This is a genomic window from Microvirga lenta (assembly GCF_020532555.1).
In the GTDB taxonomy this organism is placed as follows: domain Bacteria; phylum Pseudomonadota; class Alphaproteobacteria; order Rhizobiales; family Beijerinckiaceae; genus Microvirga; species Microvirga lenta.
This window is the reverse complement of sequence record NZ_JAJBBR010000003.1, coordinates 74423-89617: the sequence shown is the minus strand read 5'-3', so window position 1 is coordinate 89617 and position 15195 is coordinate 74423. Positions and strand designations below refer to the sequence as shown.

The 15195-nt window shown below is 66.6% G+C and carries 15 protein-coding genes; 5 read left to right on the top strand and 10 right to left on the bottom strand.

Annotated elements, in window-relative coordinates; genetic code table 11:
* Positions 1-62: 62 nt before the first annotated feature.
* The 10 genes from LGR44_RS05560 to LGR44_RS05515 all read right to left on the bottom strand — a co-directional run bounded on the left by LGR44_RS05560 (position 63) and on the right by LGR44_RS05515 (position 10458).
* Positions 63-2066: a BCCT family transporter gene (locus LGR44_RS05560; RefSeq protein WP_226738130.1), complete on the bottom strand. Its 2004-nt coding sequence runs from the start codon at positions 2064-2066 to the stop codon at positions 63-65.
* Positions 2067-2365: 299 nt separating this feature from the next.
* A complete protein-coding gene (locus LGR44_RS05555; RefSeq protein ID WP_226738128.1) occupies positions 2366-3388 on the bottom strand; it encodes a cyclase family protein in 1023 nt (340 codons plus the stop codon).
* Positions 3385-4542: an SDR family oxidoreductase gene (locus LGR44_RS05550; protein WP_226738126.1), complete on the bottom strand. Its 1158-nt coding sequence runs from the start codon at positions 4540-4542 to the stop codon at positions 3385-3387. The genes LGR44_RS05555 and LGR44_RS05550 overlap by 4 nt, the downstream gene beginning before the upstream one ends.
* 7 nt (positions 4543-4549) lie before the next feature.
* Positions 4550-5710, bottom strand: coding sequence for an acyl-CoA dehydrogenase family protein (locus tag LGR44_RS05545; RefSeq protein WP_226738124.1), 1161 nt, complete (start codon positions 5708-5710; stop codon positions 4550-4552).
* 13 nt (positions 5711-5723) lie between these two features.
* Positions 5724-6587: a MaoC/PaaZ C-terminal domain-containing protein gene (locus LGR44_RS05540; RefSeq protein WP_226738122.1), complete on the bottom strand. Its 864-nt coding sequence runs from the start codon at positions 6585-6587 to the stop codon at positions 5724-5726.
* Positions 6588-6590: 3 nt separating this feature from the next.
* Positions 6591-7505, bottom strand: a complete 915-nt coding sequence (locus tag LGR44_RS05535; protein WP_226738120.1) for an SDR family NAD(P)-dependent oxidoreductase — start codon at positions 7503-7505, stop codon at positions 6591-6593.
* An 18-nt stretch (positions 7506-7523) separates the two neighbouring features.
* Entirely contained in the window at positions 7524-8675 is a 1152-nt protein-coding gene (locus LGR44_RS05530; protein ID WP_226738118.1) for a thiolase, read from the bottom strand.
* Complete coding sequence (locus LGR44_RS05525; RefSeq protein ID WP_226738116.1) at positions 8672-9061, bottom strand: Zn-ribbon domain-containing OB-fold protein; 390 nt, start codon at positions 9059-9061, stop codon at positions 8672-8674. Before LGR44_RS05525 ends, LGR44_RS05530 begins: the two co-directional genes overlap by 4 nt.
* Positions 9058-9642 carry a hypothetical protein gene (locus LGR44_RS05520; protein ID WP_226738114.1) on the bottom strand — a complete coding sequence of 195 codons (585 nt, stop codon included), beginning with the start codon at positions 9640-9642 and terminating at the stop codon, positions 9058-9060. Before LGR44_RS05520 ends, LGR44_RS05525 begins: the two co-directional genes overlap by 4 nt.
* A gap of 33 nt (positions 9643-9675) precedes the next feature.
* On the bottom strand, positions 9676-10458 hold the full coding sequence (locus tag LGR44_RS05515) for an enoyl-CoA hydratase/isomerase family protein (protein ID WP_226738112.1): 783 nt from the start codon (positions 10456-10458) through the stop codon (positions 9676-9678).
* Positions 10459-10666: 208 nt separating this feature from the next.
* Between LGR44_RS05515 and LGR44_RS05510 the strand changes: the two genes are divergently transcribed.
* The 5 genes from LGR44_RS05510 to LGR44_RS05490 are packed head-to-tail and all read left to right on the top strand — an operon-like array spanning position 10667 to position 15194.
* Complete coding sequence (locus LGR44_RS05510; protein WP_226738110.1) at positions 10667-11818, top strand: ABC transporter substrate-binding protein; 1152 nt, start codon at positions 10667-10669, stop codon at positions 11816-11818.
* Between the two features lie 10 nt (positions 11819-11828).
* The gene (locus LGR44_RS05505) at positions 11829-12605 is read left to right on the top strand and encodes an ABC transporter ATP-binding protein (RefSeq protein WP_226738109.1); all 777 of its coding nucleotides are present in this window, start codon (positions 11829-11831) and stop codon (positions 12603-12605) included.
* Positions 12602-13342: an ABC transporter ATP-binding protein gene (locus tag LGR44_RS05500; RefSeq protein WP_226738107.1), complete on the top strand. Its 741-nt coding sequence runs from the start codon at positions 12602-12604 to the stop codon at positions 13340-13342. Before LGR44_RS05505 ends, LGR44_RS05500 begins: the two co-directional genes overlap by 4 nt.
* Entirely contained in the window at positions 13339-14205 is an 867-nt protein-coding gene (locus LGR44_RS05495) for a branched-chain amino acid ABC transporter permease (RefSeq protein ID WP_226738105.1), read from the top strand. The genes LGR44_RS05500 and LGR44_RS05495 overlap by 4 nt, the downstream gene beginning before the upstream one ends.
* A 14-nt stretch (positions 14206-14219) precedes the next feature.
* On the top strand, positions 14220-15194 hold the full coding sequence (locus LGR44_RS05490; RefSeq protein ID WP_226738103.1) for a branched-chain amino acid ABC transporter permease: 975 nt from the start codon (positions 14220-14222) through the stop codon (positions 15192-15194).
* Position 15195: the final 1 nt, after the last annotated feature.

The window sequence follows — 15195 nt, the reverse complement described above, 5'->3', positions numbered from 1 at the left end:
GTTCACGACCGGCCGATACGGCACAATGAAGGGGAAACTCCCGGCTCCGTCGCGAACCGCACTCATTGCGAGGGGGAATCGAGCTCATGCTCCGGAGCGCCATGAAGGAGTCGCGATTCCGGCGAGTGGACGAGCAGGAGATAGCGCTCGAACTGGACGAGGACGTCCGCGATGACCTGGTCGCGGCTCATGCCCATGATGTCGTAGCCGCGGCCGCCGCTGGAGAAGTAGGTCCGGGCCTCGTAGCGGTATTCAGGTTTGCCGGCGCCGAGCGGGGAGAAGACCGCTACGGGCTGGGCACTGCGGCTGACGCCGTAGACGAAGTCGCGAACACCTTCTGCGGGCGAGCGAAGGGCGATGGCGCCGCCATCCTCCTCGACCACGTTGGATGGGCGGCCACGCGAGGTCAGCTCCTTGGCGACCTGGTCGAGCGCCGGACGGACCTGCGAGTTGATGAACTCTTCCACCTCGGCCTCGGTCGGAGCGTGCAGGATGAGTGCCAGACGGCGCTGCCAGGTCAGACCTGCGGCAGGCTGGGCCGGAGGAGTGGACGGCCTGCCGGCATGGGCCTGCTGCTGGGCGAGGTCCGCCCGCATGCCGATCAGGAGCGACCAGACGAGGGCCAGCATGACGAGGGTGAAGGGCAGGGCGCTGGCCACGGTGGCCGATTGCAGGGCGCCGAGACCGCCGGCAAGGAGTAGGCTGGCCGCCACGATGCCCTCGAGGACGCACCAGAAGACGCGCTGGCCCGTGGTGGTCTGGGTTTCGCCGCCCGCGGCGATCGAGTCCACGACTAGGGAGCCGGAATCCGAGGACGTGATGAAGAAGATCGTGACCAGGAGCACTGCCAAGGTGGAGGTGAGGCCCGAGAACGGCAAGTACTCGAAGAACTTGAAGAGGCCGACCGATACGTCGTCGGCAACGGCCGCGCCCAGCGCACCGGCTGCCACGCCGGTATCCACGAAGATCGCGGTGTTGCCGAACACGGTCATCCAGAAGAAGGTGAAGCCTGCGGGGATGAACAGAACGGCGGTGACGAATTCGCGCACGGTGCGGCCGCGCGAGATGCGGGCGATGAACATGCCCACGAAGGGCGACCATGAAATCCACCAGGCCCAATAAAAGAGCGTCCAGGAATCGATCCAGGGTGTCGGCTCGTAGGCGTAGATGTTGAAGGTGCGAAGCAGCAGCGTGTCGAGATAGAGGCCCAGGTTCTGCACGAAGTCGCGAAAGAGCTGCGCCGTCGGCCCGACCACCAGGACGAACATCATCAGCAGGATCGCCACGACAAGGTTGGTTTCGGATAGGATGCGCACGCCCTTATCGAGGCCCGTGACGACCGAAACCGTGGCCAGGGCAGTGATGATCGCGATCAGAGGCAGCTGGACTTCGATGCCGACGGGAATTCCGAGAAGATAATGGAGGCCCGCATTGATCTGGGAGACTCCCACACCGAGAGAGGTCGCGATGCCGAACATGGTTCCGACAATGGCGAAGATGTCGACGACGTGACCGATCGGGCCGTTGATGCGCTCCTTGAGGAGCGGATAGAGGCCGGAGCGGATCGTGAGCGGCAGATTGTAGCGGTAGCCGAAATACGCCAGCGACAGGCCGACCACGGCATAGATGGCCCAGGCATGGATGCCCCAGTGGAAGAAGGTGATCGACATGGCTTCGCGCATCGCCGCGATCGAACGCGGTTCGGCCGTCGGCGGCGCCATGAAATGGGTCATGGGCTCGCCCACGGCATAGAACATGAGGCCGATGCCCATGCCAGCCGCGAAAAGCATGGCGATCCAGGAAGCGAACCTGAAGTCGGGCGTGGATTCGTCCGGGCCGAGCTTCAACCGGCCGTATCGGCCCAGGCACAGGAGCAGCACGGCAGCAAGAAAGATGCCGACGGCGAGGAGATAGAGCCAACCGAAACCTTTGAGGATGGCGGTCTGCAGGGCACTGAAGACCTCGCTGGCGCGGTCCGGAAAAACGACGCCGATGGAGAGGAAGACGCCGATGGCAGCGACGGCTCCGAAGAAGACCGGCGGATTGATGATGAAGCGTTTGAACATGCGGCCCCTTGGGATCCTCAGTCGTCAGCCGCGGCTTGCATTGGAGCGGAGAGCGTCACCTACCGGAACGCTCACGTTCCTGATCTGGGATTAGAAAACGCCGGAGGGAGAAGAGTTCCGTTTCAAAGCGCCGATGAGCCGTCTCGCGAACGGGGATGGCGCCGGAACATGCTCTCGTCTCACCTCCAGAAAAGGATCCGCAGATTTCCGCCCTCATCTGAGCATCGGCTCCAAGCTCGGCATGACGAGGGCCGGGACGGTCGCAGATCGGCTTCCGGGAGCCGGGGCGAATCCCGATCCTACACGGTCGCGACCGGGCTGGCCGGCGATCCGACGGCGCCAGGGAGTCTGAGCGGAGGGGCCGTCAGAAGGAAACTCCAGCGCCCGTTCTCCCGCAGCCAGCGCGCCAGTTCGGCGAAATACCACAGCTCACCGAGGTGGATGCCGAGCTTGAAGAGGCAGTGGTTGTGCAGGGGCAGTCCCGGATAGGTGTCGCCCGGACCGGGCTTGGCCGGATAGGCCTCCACGGCGAAATTGTCGGCGCAGATCGCGACGAGGCCGGAATCCGTGATCCAGTCGAGCAGGCGCTCGTCGCGCCCGTCCAGCACGGCGCAGGACGACAGCAGCACGTCCCGGTCGGGCTTCTTGCCCATCTCCAGGATCAGGTCGGCGAAACCGGTATAGAGGCAGAGGAAGTCGCCGGGCTCCACCGAAACCTTCTGCTCCTCCAGGATCCGCATCAGCTCATCGTAGCCGACGATGCGGTGGTCGCGGCCGTGGCGGGCCTCCAGGTCGACCATGACGCCGCGTCCCTGCACGCCGCTCGTGGCGAGGTTCTCGATGCCGAGCGCCCTGGCGCCGTCCGGCTGGGGAGAATCGTCCGGCCCGACGATGTCGATGCCGCCGCGATAGCCGTTGTAATAGACCTTCTCGACCATGCCGTCGCCGTCGGCGTCGAAGAGCTGTCCCACGTGGCTCAGCGCATCCCATTGGGTGGAATACTGCGTGTAGAGCAGCACCGCATCGTCCGAGACGATGTCGGAGAAGCAGCCGCAGACGTTGCTGAGCCGGAAATTGTAGTTATGGCCCGGCCCGCGCCGCTCGTGCAGGAAGCGCGGCTCCTTGCGGTACTCGAAGAGGGCGTTGCCGCCCGGATAGTCGAGGGGAAGGCTCAAGGTGAAGGTCTGGCCATGCGTCACCTCCCGGATGGCGCGAAGGCGGCGCTCGGGCGTCAGGAGGTTCATGCGGCCGATCTGGTCGTCCTCGCCGAACTCGCCCCAGTTGGACCCTTCCGGCTTCCGGACCCAGCGCTTCCCGGTCATGTCATCCTCCCTGCTGTCGTGCTGTGATCGTTTGAGGAGCGCTCGGCCGCCCGACCGCCGCCCGTCGGCGGCAGGATCCGCTTGGCGGCGAGGCTGCGAAACAGGTCGCGGAACATGTCTTCCGTATCGATACAGTCGGCGAAGCCCGCCTGCCGGAGCTTGATGGTGCTCACGAGAGCCGGCGGCGGCCTGTGCTTCGCGCCATAGGCGAAGGTGAAGTCGGCATAGTGGTGCGACTCGCCGAGGACCTCCTTGAGCGAAAGCGGCTTCAGGCCGTGCCTGGCGACGATCCGGTCCCAGACCGCCGCCTTGGACGGCAGGAACTCGCCCATCGACAAGGGCCGGTCCGGTCCCGGCTCGACGCCGAGCGCGTCCGCGATGGCGGGCCAGACGTTCTGCCAGACGAAGACGTCGCCGTTCGTGATGTTGAAGGTCTCGTTGCGGGCGCTCGGCGCCTCCGTCGCCCAGGCGAGCGCCTTCGCCATGAGGCGCGCATCGATCGCCTCGAGCACGTAGGCGGGCCCTCCCGGGAACGAGAAGGGCATTCCCTCCTCCCGGCAGATGGCCGCATAGGCCCCGATCACGGGCGTGAGGTTCATCGCCACGCCGGCGACGTCGCCGAAGACCACCTGCGGGCGGAAGATCGTCATGCCGAAGCCGTGCCGTGCGGCGGCCTCCCGCACATAGTCCTCCTGCAGCCAGTAAAAGTTATCGTGCGGATCGCGGTGCCAGCGCTCGCGCGCCGGCACCGCGATGCGGTGGATGTGGATGCCGTAGGCCTTAGTCCCCTGCAGAAGGCTCACGTGCCGGAGGCCTCCCGATTTCTCGGCGAGCGGATCGAGCAGGTTGCGCAGCATCGCCAGGTTGATGGCCATCTGCTCGGGATCGCGCCAGCCTTCGACGAGACCCGGCTTCTCGTAGAGTGCCGCGTAGACGAGATGGGTGATCTCGGGCAGCGAACGAACCATCTCGCGGCAGGCCTCCGCATCGCGAAGGTCGACCGAAACGTGCCGGTACGGGCGATCCGGCGCGATGTCGGGCCTGCGCCGGGAAAGGGCCAGCGTGGTCCAACCGTCGAGGCCCGTGAAATGCTCCACGGCCGCATGGCCGATCACGCCCGTCGCGCCAGCGATCAGAACCGTTTTCGCCGCCACGTCCGCCTCACCTGCGCTGATCGAAGCGCCGGCCGACGAGCTCGGCCGCGATGTTGACCTTCTGGATGTCGATGGCGCCGCCCGCGATGCCCCAGCCGAAGGAGTCGCGCAGCCGCCGCTCCATGCCGTATTCCCGGGCATAGCCGTAGCCGCCCATGAGCTGGAGCGCGGTCGCGGTGACCTCGCGGGTGATCTCGTTGGCGTAGCACTTGGCGATGGAGGTCTCGCGGACGTTCGGCAGGTCCTTGCCGGCATTCGCGGCGGCACGGTGGATGAGCAGGCGGGACGCCTCCACCTTCATGGCCATCTCGGCGAGGCGGATCTGCACGGCCTGGAAGTCGACGATCGGCTTGCCGAACTGCTTGCGCTCCTGGATATAGGCCGTCACGTGCTCGAGCGCGCCGGCCGCGACGCCCAACGCCATGGTGGCGTTGCCGAGGCGCTCGATGTTGAACAATCCCATGAGGCTGGGGAAGCCGCCGGGGCCGACGAGGAGGTGATCCCTCGGAACGCGCACGTCCTCGAAATGCATGTCGGCCGAGGGTACGCCGCGGAAGCCCATGAGTTCCTCCTGCGGACCGAAGCTGAGGCCCGGCGTGTCGCGGTCCACGAAAACGGCGCCGATGCCCTTGGCGCCGGGCGTGCCGTCGAAGCGGCAGAAGACCACGTAGCCTTCCGAGTGTCCGGCGCCCGAACACCAGCGCTTCGCCCCGTCGATCACGATGGTGTCGCCCTCGATGCGGGCGCGGGTGCGCAGGTCCGTGAGCGCGGTGCCCGCGTCGGGCTCCGACATGGAGATCGCCACCAGCATCTCGCCCGCGACGACCTTCGGCACCACGCGCTCGCGCAAGGAGGGCTGGCCGAGCCGCTCGACGATCCGCACCGGTCCGGCGCAGCACTCGAAGACGGGGAAGGCGACGCCGACGGAGACCTTGGCGAACTCCTCCATGACCAGGAAGGCGTCGAGATGGGACAGCCCCAGGCCGCCCAGGTCCGGATCGGCATTGATGCCGAGGAAGCCCATGTCGGCATAGCGCCTCAGCCAGTCGTGCGGGACCGGATGGGAGGTTTCCTCGATCTCGGCGGCGAGCCTCGGCAGCTCGTTCTGGGCGAAGCGGCGGGCGCTCTCCTGCAGGGCGCGCTGCTCGTCGGTGAGCGTGAAATCCATGACTCAAGTCTCCTCAGGCCGCGTATTCGAACCGGCCGTTGTTGAACACCACCGCGTCACGGGCGGCGACGCGGGCCCGGAAGGCGGCCCGGCCCGGCTCCTCGCGCCAGATGTCGATCGTGATCGTTTCGCCCGGAAAGACCGGCGCGGAGAAGCGTCCCTCGATGGCCAGGAAGCGCTCCGGCTCGTAGTCGCACAGCGCCGCCATCAGCCCGTGCCCGGCGACGCCGTAGGTGGCGAGCCCGTGGAGGATCGGCCGGTCGTATCCCGCCTTGCGGGCGATGGCCGGATCGGCGTGCAGGGGGTTCAGGTCGCCCGAGAGCCGGTAGATCAGCGCCATCTGCGGATGGGTGGGCATGTCGATGCTGGCATCGGGCGACCGGTCCGGAACGGGATGGGGCGTGCGCAGTGCCTCGCTCTTGCCCCCGAAACCGCCGTCGCCGCGGCAGAACACCGTCTGCAGCAGCGTCGCGAGCTTCTCGCCGGTCGCCGCATCGGTGACGATGCGCTCCGCATAGACCAGGGCGCCTTTTCCAGGCCCCTTGTCGACGAGGTCCACGATGCGGGTCCGACCGACCACCTCGCCCTGGGCGGGCAGGGGGCGATGCAGGCGCATGGCGTGCTCGCCATGCACCACCTTGACCCAGTCGATCCCCGTATCGAGGTCGCGCATCCAGAAGCCCGGATAGGCGAGCACGTTCGCCATGGTCGGCACAGCCTTCAGCCTGGTCTCGTCCACGAAGCGCAGCTGCCGCTCGTCCGTTGGATCCTGCCCGAAGCCGGTGCCGAGGGCATAGACGATGCTGTCGCGCCAGCCGTAGGTTTGGCGGATCTCCGGAAATCGGAGGGCGAGGAGCTTGTCCGGATCGATGGCCATGACTCAGACCGGATCCCAGGAGAACACGTCGGCGGAGCGTTCGAGCGGCGTCAGCGAGGGGCCGAAGGCGCCGGGAAGCTGCTCCGCCAGCGCCTCCGGCGTCCAGCCGTCGCCGCGATGAAGCGAGCGCACCGGGCGCGGCTGGCTCATCAGGAACACCTCGTTGTTGCGCACCGCGAAGACCTGGCCCGAGATGTCCTTGGCCGCGTCCGATCCGAGGAAGGCGACCATCGGGGCGATCTTGTCCGGCGTCATCTGCTTCAGCTTGGCGACGCGGACCTTGTCGGCCTCGGTCTCGGTCGGGATGGAGCTGACCATGCGGCTCCATGCGAAGGGCGCAATGCAGTTGGAGCGCACGTTGAACCGCTGCAGGTCCATGGCGATGGCGCGCGACAGGCCGACGATGCCGAGCTTGGCGGCCATGTAGTTCGCCTGCCCGAAATTGCCGATGAGACCGGCGGTCGAGGTCATATGAACATAGGCGCCGGATTGCTGCTGACGGAAATGCGGCGCGGCTGCACGGCTGACGTTGAAGCTGCCGTGCAGATGGACGTCGATGACCGCGCGCCATTCCTCGGGCGACATGCGGTGGAAGATTGCGTCGCGCAGGATGCCGGCATTGTTGACGACGATGTCGATGCGGCCGAACTCGTCGAGGGCTGTCTGGACGATGCGTTCCGCGCCGGCCCATTCGGCGACGGAATCGCGGCTGGCGGCCGCCTGTCCGCCCGCCTCGCGGATGGCGGCGGCGGCCTGCTCGGCGGCGGAGGCGTTCTCCGTCTCGCCGGTCAGGCTCACGCCCACGTCGTTGATGACGACGCTCGCCCCCGCCTTGGCCAGACCTTCCGCGATGGCGCGCCCGACACCCTGGCCGGCGCCGGTGACGATGGCGACCTTGCCCTCCAGCATTCCTGGCATCCCGTTTCTCCCTCTATCTCAAATCGTTGCCGCCGTGCCGAGGATCGCCGTCGCCTGGCTCGACAGGACGCCGCCATTGGCGTGGGCGAGGGCGATCTCCGCCCCCCCCACCTGGCGTTCGCCGCAGGTGCCGCGCAGCTGCTCCACCGCCTCGATGATCGTGAACAGGCCGTACATTCCCGGATGATTGCAGGAGAGGCCGCCGCCATTCGTGTTCACCGGCAGGGTGCCGCCGGGCGCGATGGCGCCGCTCGACACGAAGGCGCCGCCTTCTCCCTTCGGGCAGAAGCCGAGGTCCTCCAGGAACAGCAGCGTCGTGATGGTGAAGGCGTCGTAGACCATGACGTGGTCGATGTCGGATGGGCCGACCCCGGCCATTTCGTAGGCGTGGCGGCTCGATTCCACGGCTGCGGTCGTGGTCAGGTCCGGCATGGCGGAGATCTGGCGGTGGCCGATTGCGACGCCGGTTCCCAGGACGTGGACGGGGGGCTTCGCCAGGTCGCGAGCGCGGTCGGCGCGGGTCAGCACCAGAGCCGCGCCGCCATCGGTGACGAGGCAGCAATCCGCCCGCGCGATGGGATCGCTTACCATGCGCGACGACAGAATCTCGTCGCGGGTCAGAGGGCCGCGCGCGAAGGCGTCCGGGTTGAGGTTCGCCCAGGCCCGCGCCGCCAGGGCGACGTCGGCGAGATTTTCTCGCGTCGTGCCGTATTCGTGCATGTGCCGCGCGGCTGCGAGCGCATAGCTCGAGATGGGATAGCGAGGCTTGTAGGGCGTTTCGTAATGCTGCGGGTCCGGCATGGAGGCAAGGCGCCCTCCGGCGCTGAGCTGGTTCGAGCCGTAGCAGATCAGCGCGACCTCGCAGAGGCCTGTTTCGAGGGCCGAGACGGCGTTCTGCAGGTGGAACAGGAAGGAGGCGCCGCCGACCATGGTGCCGTCCGCATGACGGACATTGATGCCCAGTCGCTCGGCCGCGTTGAGGACCGGCAATCCGGACGAGGAGATGGCGCAGAAGAGCCCGTCCACATCCTTGAGGGCAAGGCCGCAATCCTCGAGCGCCAGGATGGCGGCTTCCTGAAGCTGGTCGAACGGCAGGCGTCCGGGCGCGTTCCAGCGCTTGGTGTTGCCGATGCCGGCGATCGCCGCGCGGCCCCGAAGCGGATGGCTCATGCGGCGCCTCCCTCGGCAGGATCGAAGACGACGAAGGGTTCCGGTTCGGGAACGATGCGGGCCACGACCTCCATGCCGATCCTGACGGCGCCGGAATCGACGTTCTCCACCCGGCTCATCATGCGGGCGCCTTCCGCAAGATCGATCAGGGAGACGTTGTAGCCGCCCTCGCGCTCGCGCACGGTGGTGGACGCATGGACCACGCCACGACCCGAGGCCTCCCGCCATTCGAGATCGGGCGAGCCGCAGGCGCCGCAGACCATGGCGGGCGGGAAACGCGTCGCCTCGCAGTCGCGGCAGTGCTGCAGGAGCAGGCGTCCTTCCGCGAGGGCTGTCCGCCAGACCTCATCGGGGCCCGGGCCGTCGAAGCGAGGATCGGTGCTCATCGGGCGCTATCATCCTGTGCGTGCGTGAACCAGAAGTCGAATGAGAGGGCCTCCTTGAGGGGCAATTCGGATGCGGCCCTGAGGCTGCGCTTGAGACGGCGCCCGAGCCCGTTCTCCGCAAATCTTGCGATCATCTCTTCGAGGACGAGAGCAGGGTCGGCCGCTCGGGTCGCAAACCCGCTGTCCGACAGGAGCATCAATGGATCGACGGACGGAGCGAAGGCCATCCGGTGCGCCAGAAGCGGACCGCAGCGGTTCCGGGCCAGGGCCATCGCGCCGGATGCACGACGCCAGTTCCCGACGACACGTGCATCCGGTCCCAGAATCGCATGATCCGCCGCCAGCATCAGCCCGAAACCCTGCGGCCCGATGGGGCCGGAAATCAGGGTGACGACCGGAACGGTCGCGTCGATGAGGAGGTTGACCGTGTCCGCGTGGGCTCTTGCGTCGGCGACGTCGCCTTCGAACGATCCGGAGATGACAAGGGCGGGAGACCGGCCGGCTTCGCGCAGGGCGCGTCTGATGCGTCCCTGGCGCTCCGCACCGGTTTCGCCCGCCGACAGTTCGAGCCGCTGCAGCATGCCTGATCCTAGGAGTTCACCCGTCATGTCAGCCTAGCGCCCCTGAAATTGCGGCCGACGCTTCTCGAGGAAGGCGTTCGTGCCCTCCTGCGCGTCCTGCGTGCCGAGAAGCCCGGCCATCAGCGTGAGCTCGTGCGCCAGGGCGGCCTGGAGGCTCATGACGCCGGCGGCACGCATCGCCGCCTTCGCGGCGCGGCTCGCGAGCGGGGCCTTGGCGGCAATGGCGAGAGCCTTCTCGGTGGCTGCGTCGACGACATTCTCGGCTGGCACCACCGCATCGACGAGACCGATGCGGCGGGCCGCCCATGCGTCGACGAACTGTCCGAGAAGCGCGGCCTCCGCCTGCGGTCCCGCTCCGGCCCGCTGCCGCCAGAGCTGCGTGCCGCCGGCGCCGGGAATGATCCCGAGATTGATCTCGGGCTGCCCGAATACAGCGTTGTCGCCGGCGACGACGAGATCGCAGGACAGCGCCACCTCGCAGCCGCCGCCGAGACAGAAACCCGCCACGGCGGCCACGATGGGCTTGTCGAAACGGGCGATGCTCTCGAAGGCGCGCCGGTTAGGCGACGAGAGGTAACTTGCGGGCGAATGGCCGGACAGGACGTCGATATCGGCTCCGGCGGAAAAATTCACCGGGCCGCCGGTGAGAACGGCCGCGAATATTTCGTCGTCACGGTCGGCGGCTTCGAGCTCCGCGGCGATGCGGGTGAGGATCGCCGGGTTGAGCGCGTTGCGCGCCTCGGGGCGATCGATCGTGACGATCAGAACGGCGCCGGTCCGCTCCGTCCTCACGAAAGAATGATCGCGCGGTGACATGGCTCCTCCTGGATGATGGATGGAGGTTACATACTCATCGGTATGTCGGCAAGAGGGCTGAAGTCTATTGTGCGATGCGGCAAAAAAAAGCCAAAAATAGCTATCCGCCAGAAGCGTCGTCCCACAATTGACATGCTGACATACTAATCGGTATCGTCGTGTGAATAAGAACAAGACCGACAAAGGCGTTCACATAGGAGGAAGGTCCATGAAGGCTCTCAAGACTCTTGCCGCCGCGACTCTCGGTGCATTCGTTCTCGCCGGTCCGGCGCTCGCTCAGGCACAACAACCCGTCAAGGTCGGTGTCATCTTTCCGCTGAGCGGAGGTGCCGGTCCGCAGGGACAGCACGTGACGCAGGCCATCCAGGCCATGGCATCCATCATCAACGAATCCGGCGGCGTCATGGGACGCCAGATCGAGATTCTCTCGCGGGACGACGAATCGACGCCGGCCGTCGGCGTCTCCCGCGCCAACGAGCTCATCTCGGAAGGCGTGTCGGTCATCATCGAAGGCTGGAACAGCCCGGTCACGCTCGCGATGCAGCCGGTGATCAACCGTGCCGGCATCCTCGACATCACGGCCATCTCGAAGGCGGACCCGATCCTCTCGGGCGAGGGCAATCCTCTCGCCGTCCGCCTCAACAGCTCGAACTCGCAGGACGGCGCGGTCATCGCCAAGTACATTGCGGACAGGAAGGCGAAGAAGATCGCCTTCCTGACGGAGAATGACGCCTACGGCAACGGTGCGCAGGAATCGATCGAGGCCGAACTGAAGAAAATAAACTACGAGTACGAGAAGGTCGCCGAGGAGAAGTTCCCCTTCAGCCAGGCGGATTTCCGCGTCGCCCTGACGAATGTGCGTGCCGCCAATCCCGATATCACCGTCGCGATCAACGCCAACGAGGGTCTCGGCATGCCGGCCCTGATCCGTCAGGCCAAGCAGAGCCGTCTGCCCGGGCAGCTGGTGACCGCCGTCGGAACGGTCGCGCCGAGCGTGATCTCGGTGGCGGGCGAGGCAGCCAACGGCGTGGTCGGCGCCGACATCTACTTCCCTGATGTCGAGCCGTTCGCATCGAACGAGATGAACAAGAAGTTCGTCGCCAAGACGAAGGAGATGTTCGACTACACCCCCGACAAGTACATGGCCCTCGGCGCCGCGGCGCTGCAGGTCTGGGCCATGGCCGCGAACGAGCTCAAGACCCTCGACAAGGAGCCCATCGCCAAGCGCATCCGCGGCGGGACCTTCGACGGCACCATCTTCGGCAAGATGCAGTTCGGCCCCAACGGCCAGCTGATGTCCGACCACAAGCTCTTCACGATCGAGGACCAGAAGATCGTGGTTCGCTCGGCCTCGAACTGAGGGTGGTGCGATGTCCGGCGGTGCGGGACCCGTTCTGCGCGTCAAAGGCCTGGGCGTCACCTATGGCGCCCTCGTCGCCCTCGACGACGTCACCTGGAGCGTCGGCGCAGGCGAGATCCTTGGGATCATCGGCCCGAACGGCGCCGGAAAGAGCTCCTGCTACGATGCCGTCACCCATCTGGTGCGGCGTCAGGGGCAGGTGTTCCTGAAGGGCGAGGAGGTGACAGCGGTCGCGCCGCATCTCCTCGCCGAGCGCGGCCTGAAGCGGGCATTCCAGCAGAATGCCTTCTTCCACGAACTGACGGTTCTGGAGAACATGGTCACGGTTCTCCAGGACCGCTACGGCACAAGTCTCGTCGCCGCCACGCTTCTGCCGTTCAGCGAGGCTCGCCGACGCCGCGCCGCCGTGGAGGATGCGAGGCAGCGTCTTCTGCGCTTCGGCATTCCGGAGATGTATCACGGGCTCAAGCCCACCAACATCCCGTACGGAACGCAGCGGATGCTCTCGATCGCCCTGGCCTATGGGAGTGGAGCGCAGGCGCTGCTTCTCGACGAGCCGGCGGCCGGGCTCGGCGGCGTGGACATGACCCATCTCGTCAATCTCCTGCTCTCTCTCAAGAACGAAGGATTGGCCGTCGTCGTGATCGAGCATCACATGGATCTCATCATGTCCGTGGCCGACCGGATCGTGGTTCTCGAGCAGGGTCGGCAGATCGCCATGGGAACGCCGCACGAGATCCAGTCCGACCCGCGGGTTCTCGAGGCCTATCTGGGGCACACGCAATGAACAACCGTCCGGTTCTGGAGGCGAAGGACCTCAAGGTCGCCTATGGCGGCAATCTCGCCCTCGACCTGCCGCACCTCGCCGTCCGCGAGCGGGAGCTGGTCGGCGTGGTGGGTGCCAACGGGGCAGGGAAGTCCACCCTGGTGAACGGCCTCGTCGGCTGGTCGCGCGGGACACCGAAAATATCCGGAAAAGTGCTGCTCGACGGAAGGGACATTTCAGGGCTTCCGACGCACGAGCGGGTTCGGTCCGGCCTTCTCCTGATTCCCGAGGGAAAGCTGGTCTTCACGCAGATGACCGTCGAGGAGAATCTCTCATCGACGTCCGACGAGACCGACCTGGGGCAGGGGCGGCGGCGCTATTCGACGGACGAGGTCTACGGCCTGTTTCCGCGCCTTCACGAGCGGCGCCATCATCTCGGCTCGCAGCTTTCGGGCGGCGAGCGGCAGATGCTCGGCATCGCCCGGGCGCTGCGGCTCGGCCCGCGCGCTCTCCTCCTCGACGAGCCTTCCATCGGGCTCGCCCCGCGGCTCGTCTCGACGGTGCTCGACACCGTCCGTTCCCTCGTCGATTCCGGCCTGACGGTTCTGCTCGTCGAGCAGAACGTCCGCGCCGCCATCGAGGTGGTCGATCGCCTCGTCCTGCTCGAACGGGGACGCATCATCGCCGAAGGTCCGGCTGCGGACATGCGGGACGATCCGCGGATCGCAGAGGCCTATCTCGGAGCACATGTGGCATGAACCTGACCCAGCAACTCGTCAACGGAATCGTGCTCGGGCACGCCTATGCGCTCATCGCCATCGGCTGGACGGTGCTCCTGGGCGTGGCACGCCTCGTCAATTTCGGTCACGGCCAGATGTACATGCTGGGAGCCTTCGTCACCTGGTACGGCGTCTCCCGTCTCGGGCTCCCCTACATCGTGTCCATCCCCTTCGCCATGCTGGCCGGCGTCGCGGTCGGATTCATCATGCAGCGGGTCATGCTTCGACTCACCCTCAAGCAGGATCTGGTGTCGATCATGATCGTCACCCTCGGCTTCGGCTACGTGCTCCACGGAGCGGCGGCCCTGACCTTCGGCTCCACCGGCCAGATCCTCGAGACGCCGCTATCCACCCAGGACATCTACTGGGGCGATCTCTGGTTCACCTATCAGGACATCGCCATCGTGATCGTGGCGATCCTGTTCTTCGCGGCTCTGAAGTACACCATCGACCGCACGCGGATCGGACGTCTGGCGCGAATGGTCGCGGAGGACCCGCAGCTCGCCGCGCTCGCCGGCATCAACGTGAAGCGGGTCTATTTCGGCGTCTTCGCCTTCGAGGGGGCGGCGGTCGCCCTGGCGGCGGCGCTCGTCGCTCCGCGCACGCCGATCCTCACCTCCATGGGCTTCGACGAGGTCATCGTCACCTTCGTGGTCGTGGTGCTCGGCGGAATAGGCAGCGTCACGGGCAGCTACCTCGCCGGATTGGCGCTGGGCCTGTTCACGGCCTTCTTCGGCGCCTTCGTGTCGCCCGCCTACGCTACCGCCGCCGCCTTCGCGGTGCTGATCGCGGTGCTGGTCGTCCGGCCCGGCGGGCTGGCCGTCAGCCCTGGAGGACGATGACCATGAGCCATGGAATGAAGACGATCCTTCTCGCCATCCTCGCGGTCCTCGGCTTCTTCGTGCCCATGATCCTCGGCGGGTCCGGCGCGGTCTACGCCGCCTGCGTGCTCATCGCGATCTTCGCGGTGATGTCCTACGGGCTCGACATGATCGTGTCGGATCTCGGCGAGGTCAGCCTGGCCCATACGGTGTTCTTCGCGGTCGGCGCCTATACGACGGCGCTGTTGTCGGCCAGCGCCGGGTTCGGGCCGCTCCTGTCCCTGGCGGGCGCGCTCCTCATGGCTTTGCTTGTGGCGGCCCTGCTCGGCCTCGTGACCCTCCAGCTGCGCGAATTCGTGTTCTCCCTCGTCACCTATGCGGTCGCCGTGGTCGCCGCGACCGTCGCGCAAAACTGGAGTTTTCTCGGCGGCTCCGACGGATTGAGGGGAATTCCGGCCTTCGAGATCTCCCTTCTCGGGTTCAGCGCCCGGAACGATCGGGAGCTCTGGCCGGTGGCGTATCTGCTGCTGCTGGCCGCCATCTACGTGGTGTCCTCCTTTCGCCGCTCGCGGCTGGGGCAGGCGGCCATGATGGTCCACCTCAATCCGCGCCTCGCGGTGACCTCCGGCGTCGATCCGCAGCGCACCCGCCTGCAGGTCTTTCTCCTGTCGGCGCCCATCACCGCGTCGGCCGGATGGCTCTACGCCTATCAGCGCGCCTATATCAGCGCCGACGTGCTCGAAACCTACTTCCTGATCCTCATGCTGACCGCCGTCGTGGTGGTCGGGCGCCGCCTGCTGCTCGGCCCGCTCGTGGGCGTCACGCTGATCCTCGTGCAGGAGAAGTTCTTCTCCTTCGGCGGCTACGTGGACAAGATCATCCTCGGAAGCGTCCTCATCCTGACGCTATCCTTCCTGCCCAGCGGCCTCGTCGGAATCTTCGCGCCGCTTCGGACCCTCTTCGCCCGACGCCAAGCGCCGCTCGGCAAACCCATCCCTGAGAGGAGCTAAG

Bases quoted from the DNA above. Each gene is read 5' to 3' on its own strand.
- LGR44_RS05560 (WP_226738130.1), bottom strand. From the start codon at position 2,066: ATGTTCAAACGCTTCATCATCAATCCGCCGGTCTTCTTCGGAGCCGTC.
- LGR44_RS05555 (WP_226738128.1), bottom strand. From the start codon at position 3,388: ATGACCGGGAAGCGCTGGGTCCGGAAGCCGGAAGGGTCCAACTGGGGC.
- LGR44_RS05545 (WP_226738124.1), bottom strand. From the start codon at position 5,710: ATGGATTTCACGCTCACCGACGAGCAGCGCGCCCTGCAGGAGAGCGCC.
- LGR44_RS05540 (WP_226738122.1), bottom strand. From the start codon at position 6,587: ATGGCCATCGATCCGGACAAGCTCCTCGCCCTCCGATTTCCGGAGATC.
- LGR44_RS05535 (WP_226738120.1), bottom strand. From the start codon at position 7,505: ATGCCAGGAATGCTGGAGGGCAAGGTCGCCATCGTCACCGGCGCCGGC.
- LGR44_RS05530 (WP_226738118.1), bottom strand. From the start codon at position 8,675: ATGAGCCATCCGCTTCGGGGCCGCGCGGCGATCGCCGGCATCGGCAAC.
- LGR44_RS05525 (WP_226738116.1), bottom strand. From the start codon at position 9,061: ATGAGCACCGATCCTCGCTTCGACGGCCCGGGCCCCGATGAGGTCTGG.
- LGR44_RS05520 (WP_226738114.1), bottom strand. From the start codon at position 9,642: ATGCTGCAGCGGCTCGAACTGTCGGCGGGCGAAACCGGTGCGGAGCGC.
- LGR44_RS05515 (WP_226738112.1), bottom strand. From the start codon at position 10,458: ATGTCACCGCGCGATCATTCTTTCGTGAGGACGGAGCGGACCGGCGCC.
- LGR44_RS05510 (WP_226738110.1), top strand. From the start codon at position 10,667: ATGAAGGCTCTCAAGACTCTTGCCGCCGCGACTCTCGGTGCATTCGTT.
- LGR44_RS05505 (WP_226738109.1), top strand. From the start codon at position 11,829: ATGTCCGGCGGTGCGGGACCCGTTCTGCGCGTCAAAGGCCTGGGCGTC.
- LGR44_RS05500 (WP_226738107.1), top strand. From the start codon at position 12,602: ATGAACAACCGTCCGGTTCTGGAGGCGAAGGACCTCAAGGTCGCCTAT.
- LGR44_RS05495 (WP_226738105.1), top strand. From the start codon at position 13,339: ATGAACCTGACCCAGCAACTCGTCAACGGAATCGTGCTCGGGCACGCC.
- LGR44_RS05490 (WP_226738103.1), top strand. From the start codon at position 14,220: ATGAAGACGATCCTTCTCGCCATCCTCGCGGTCCTCGGCTTCTTCGTG.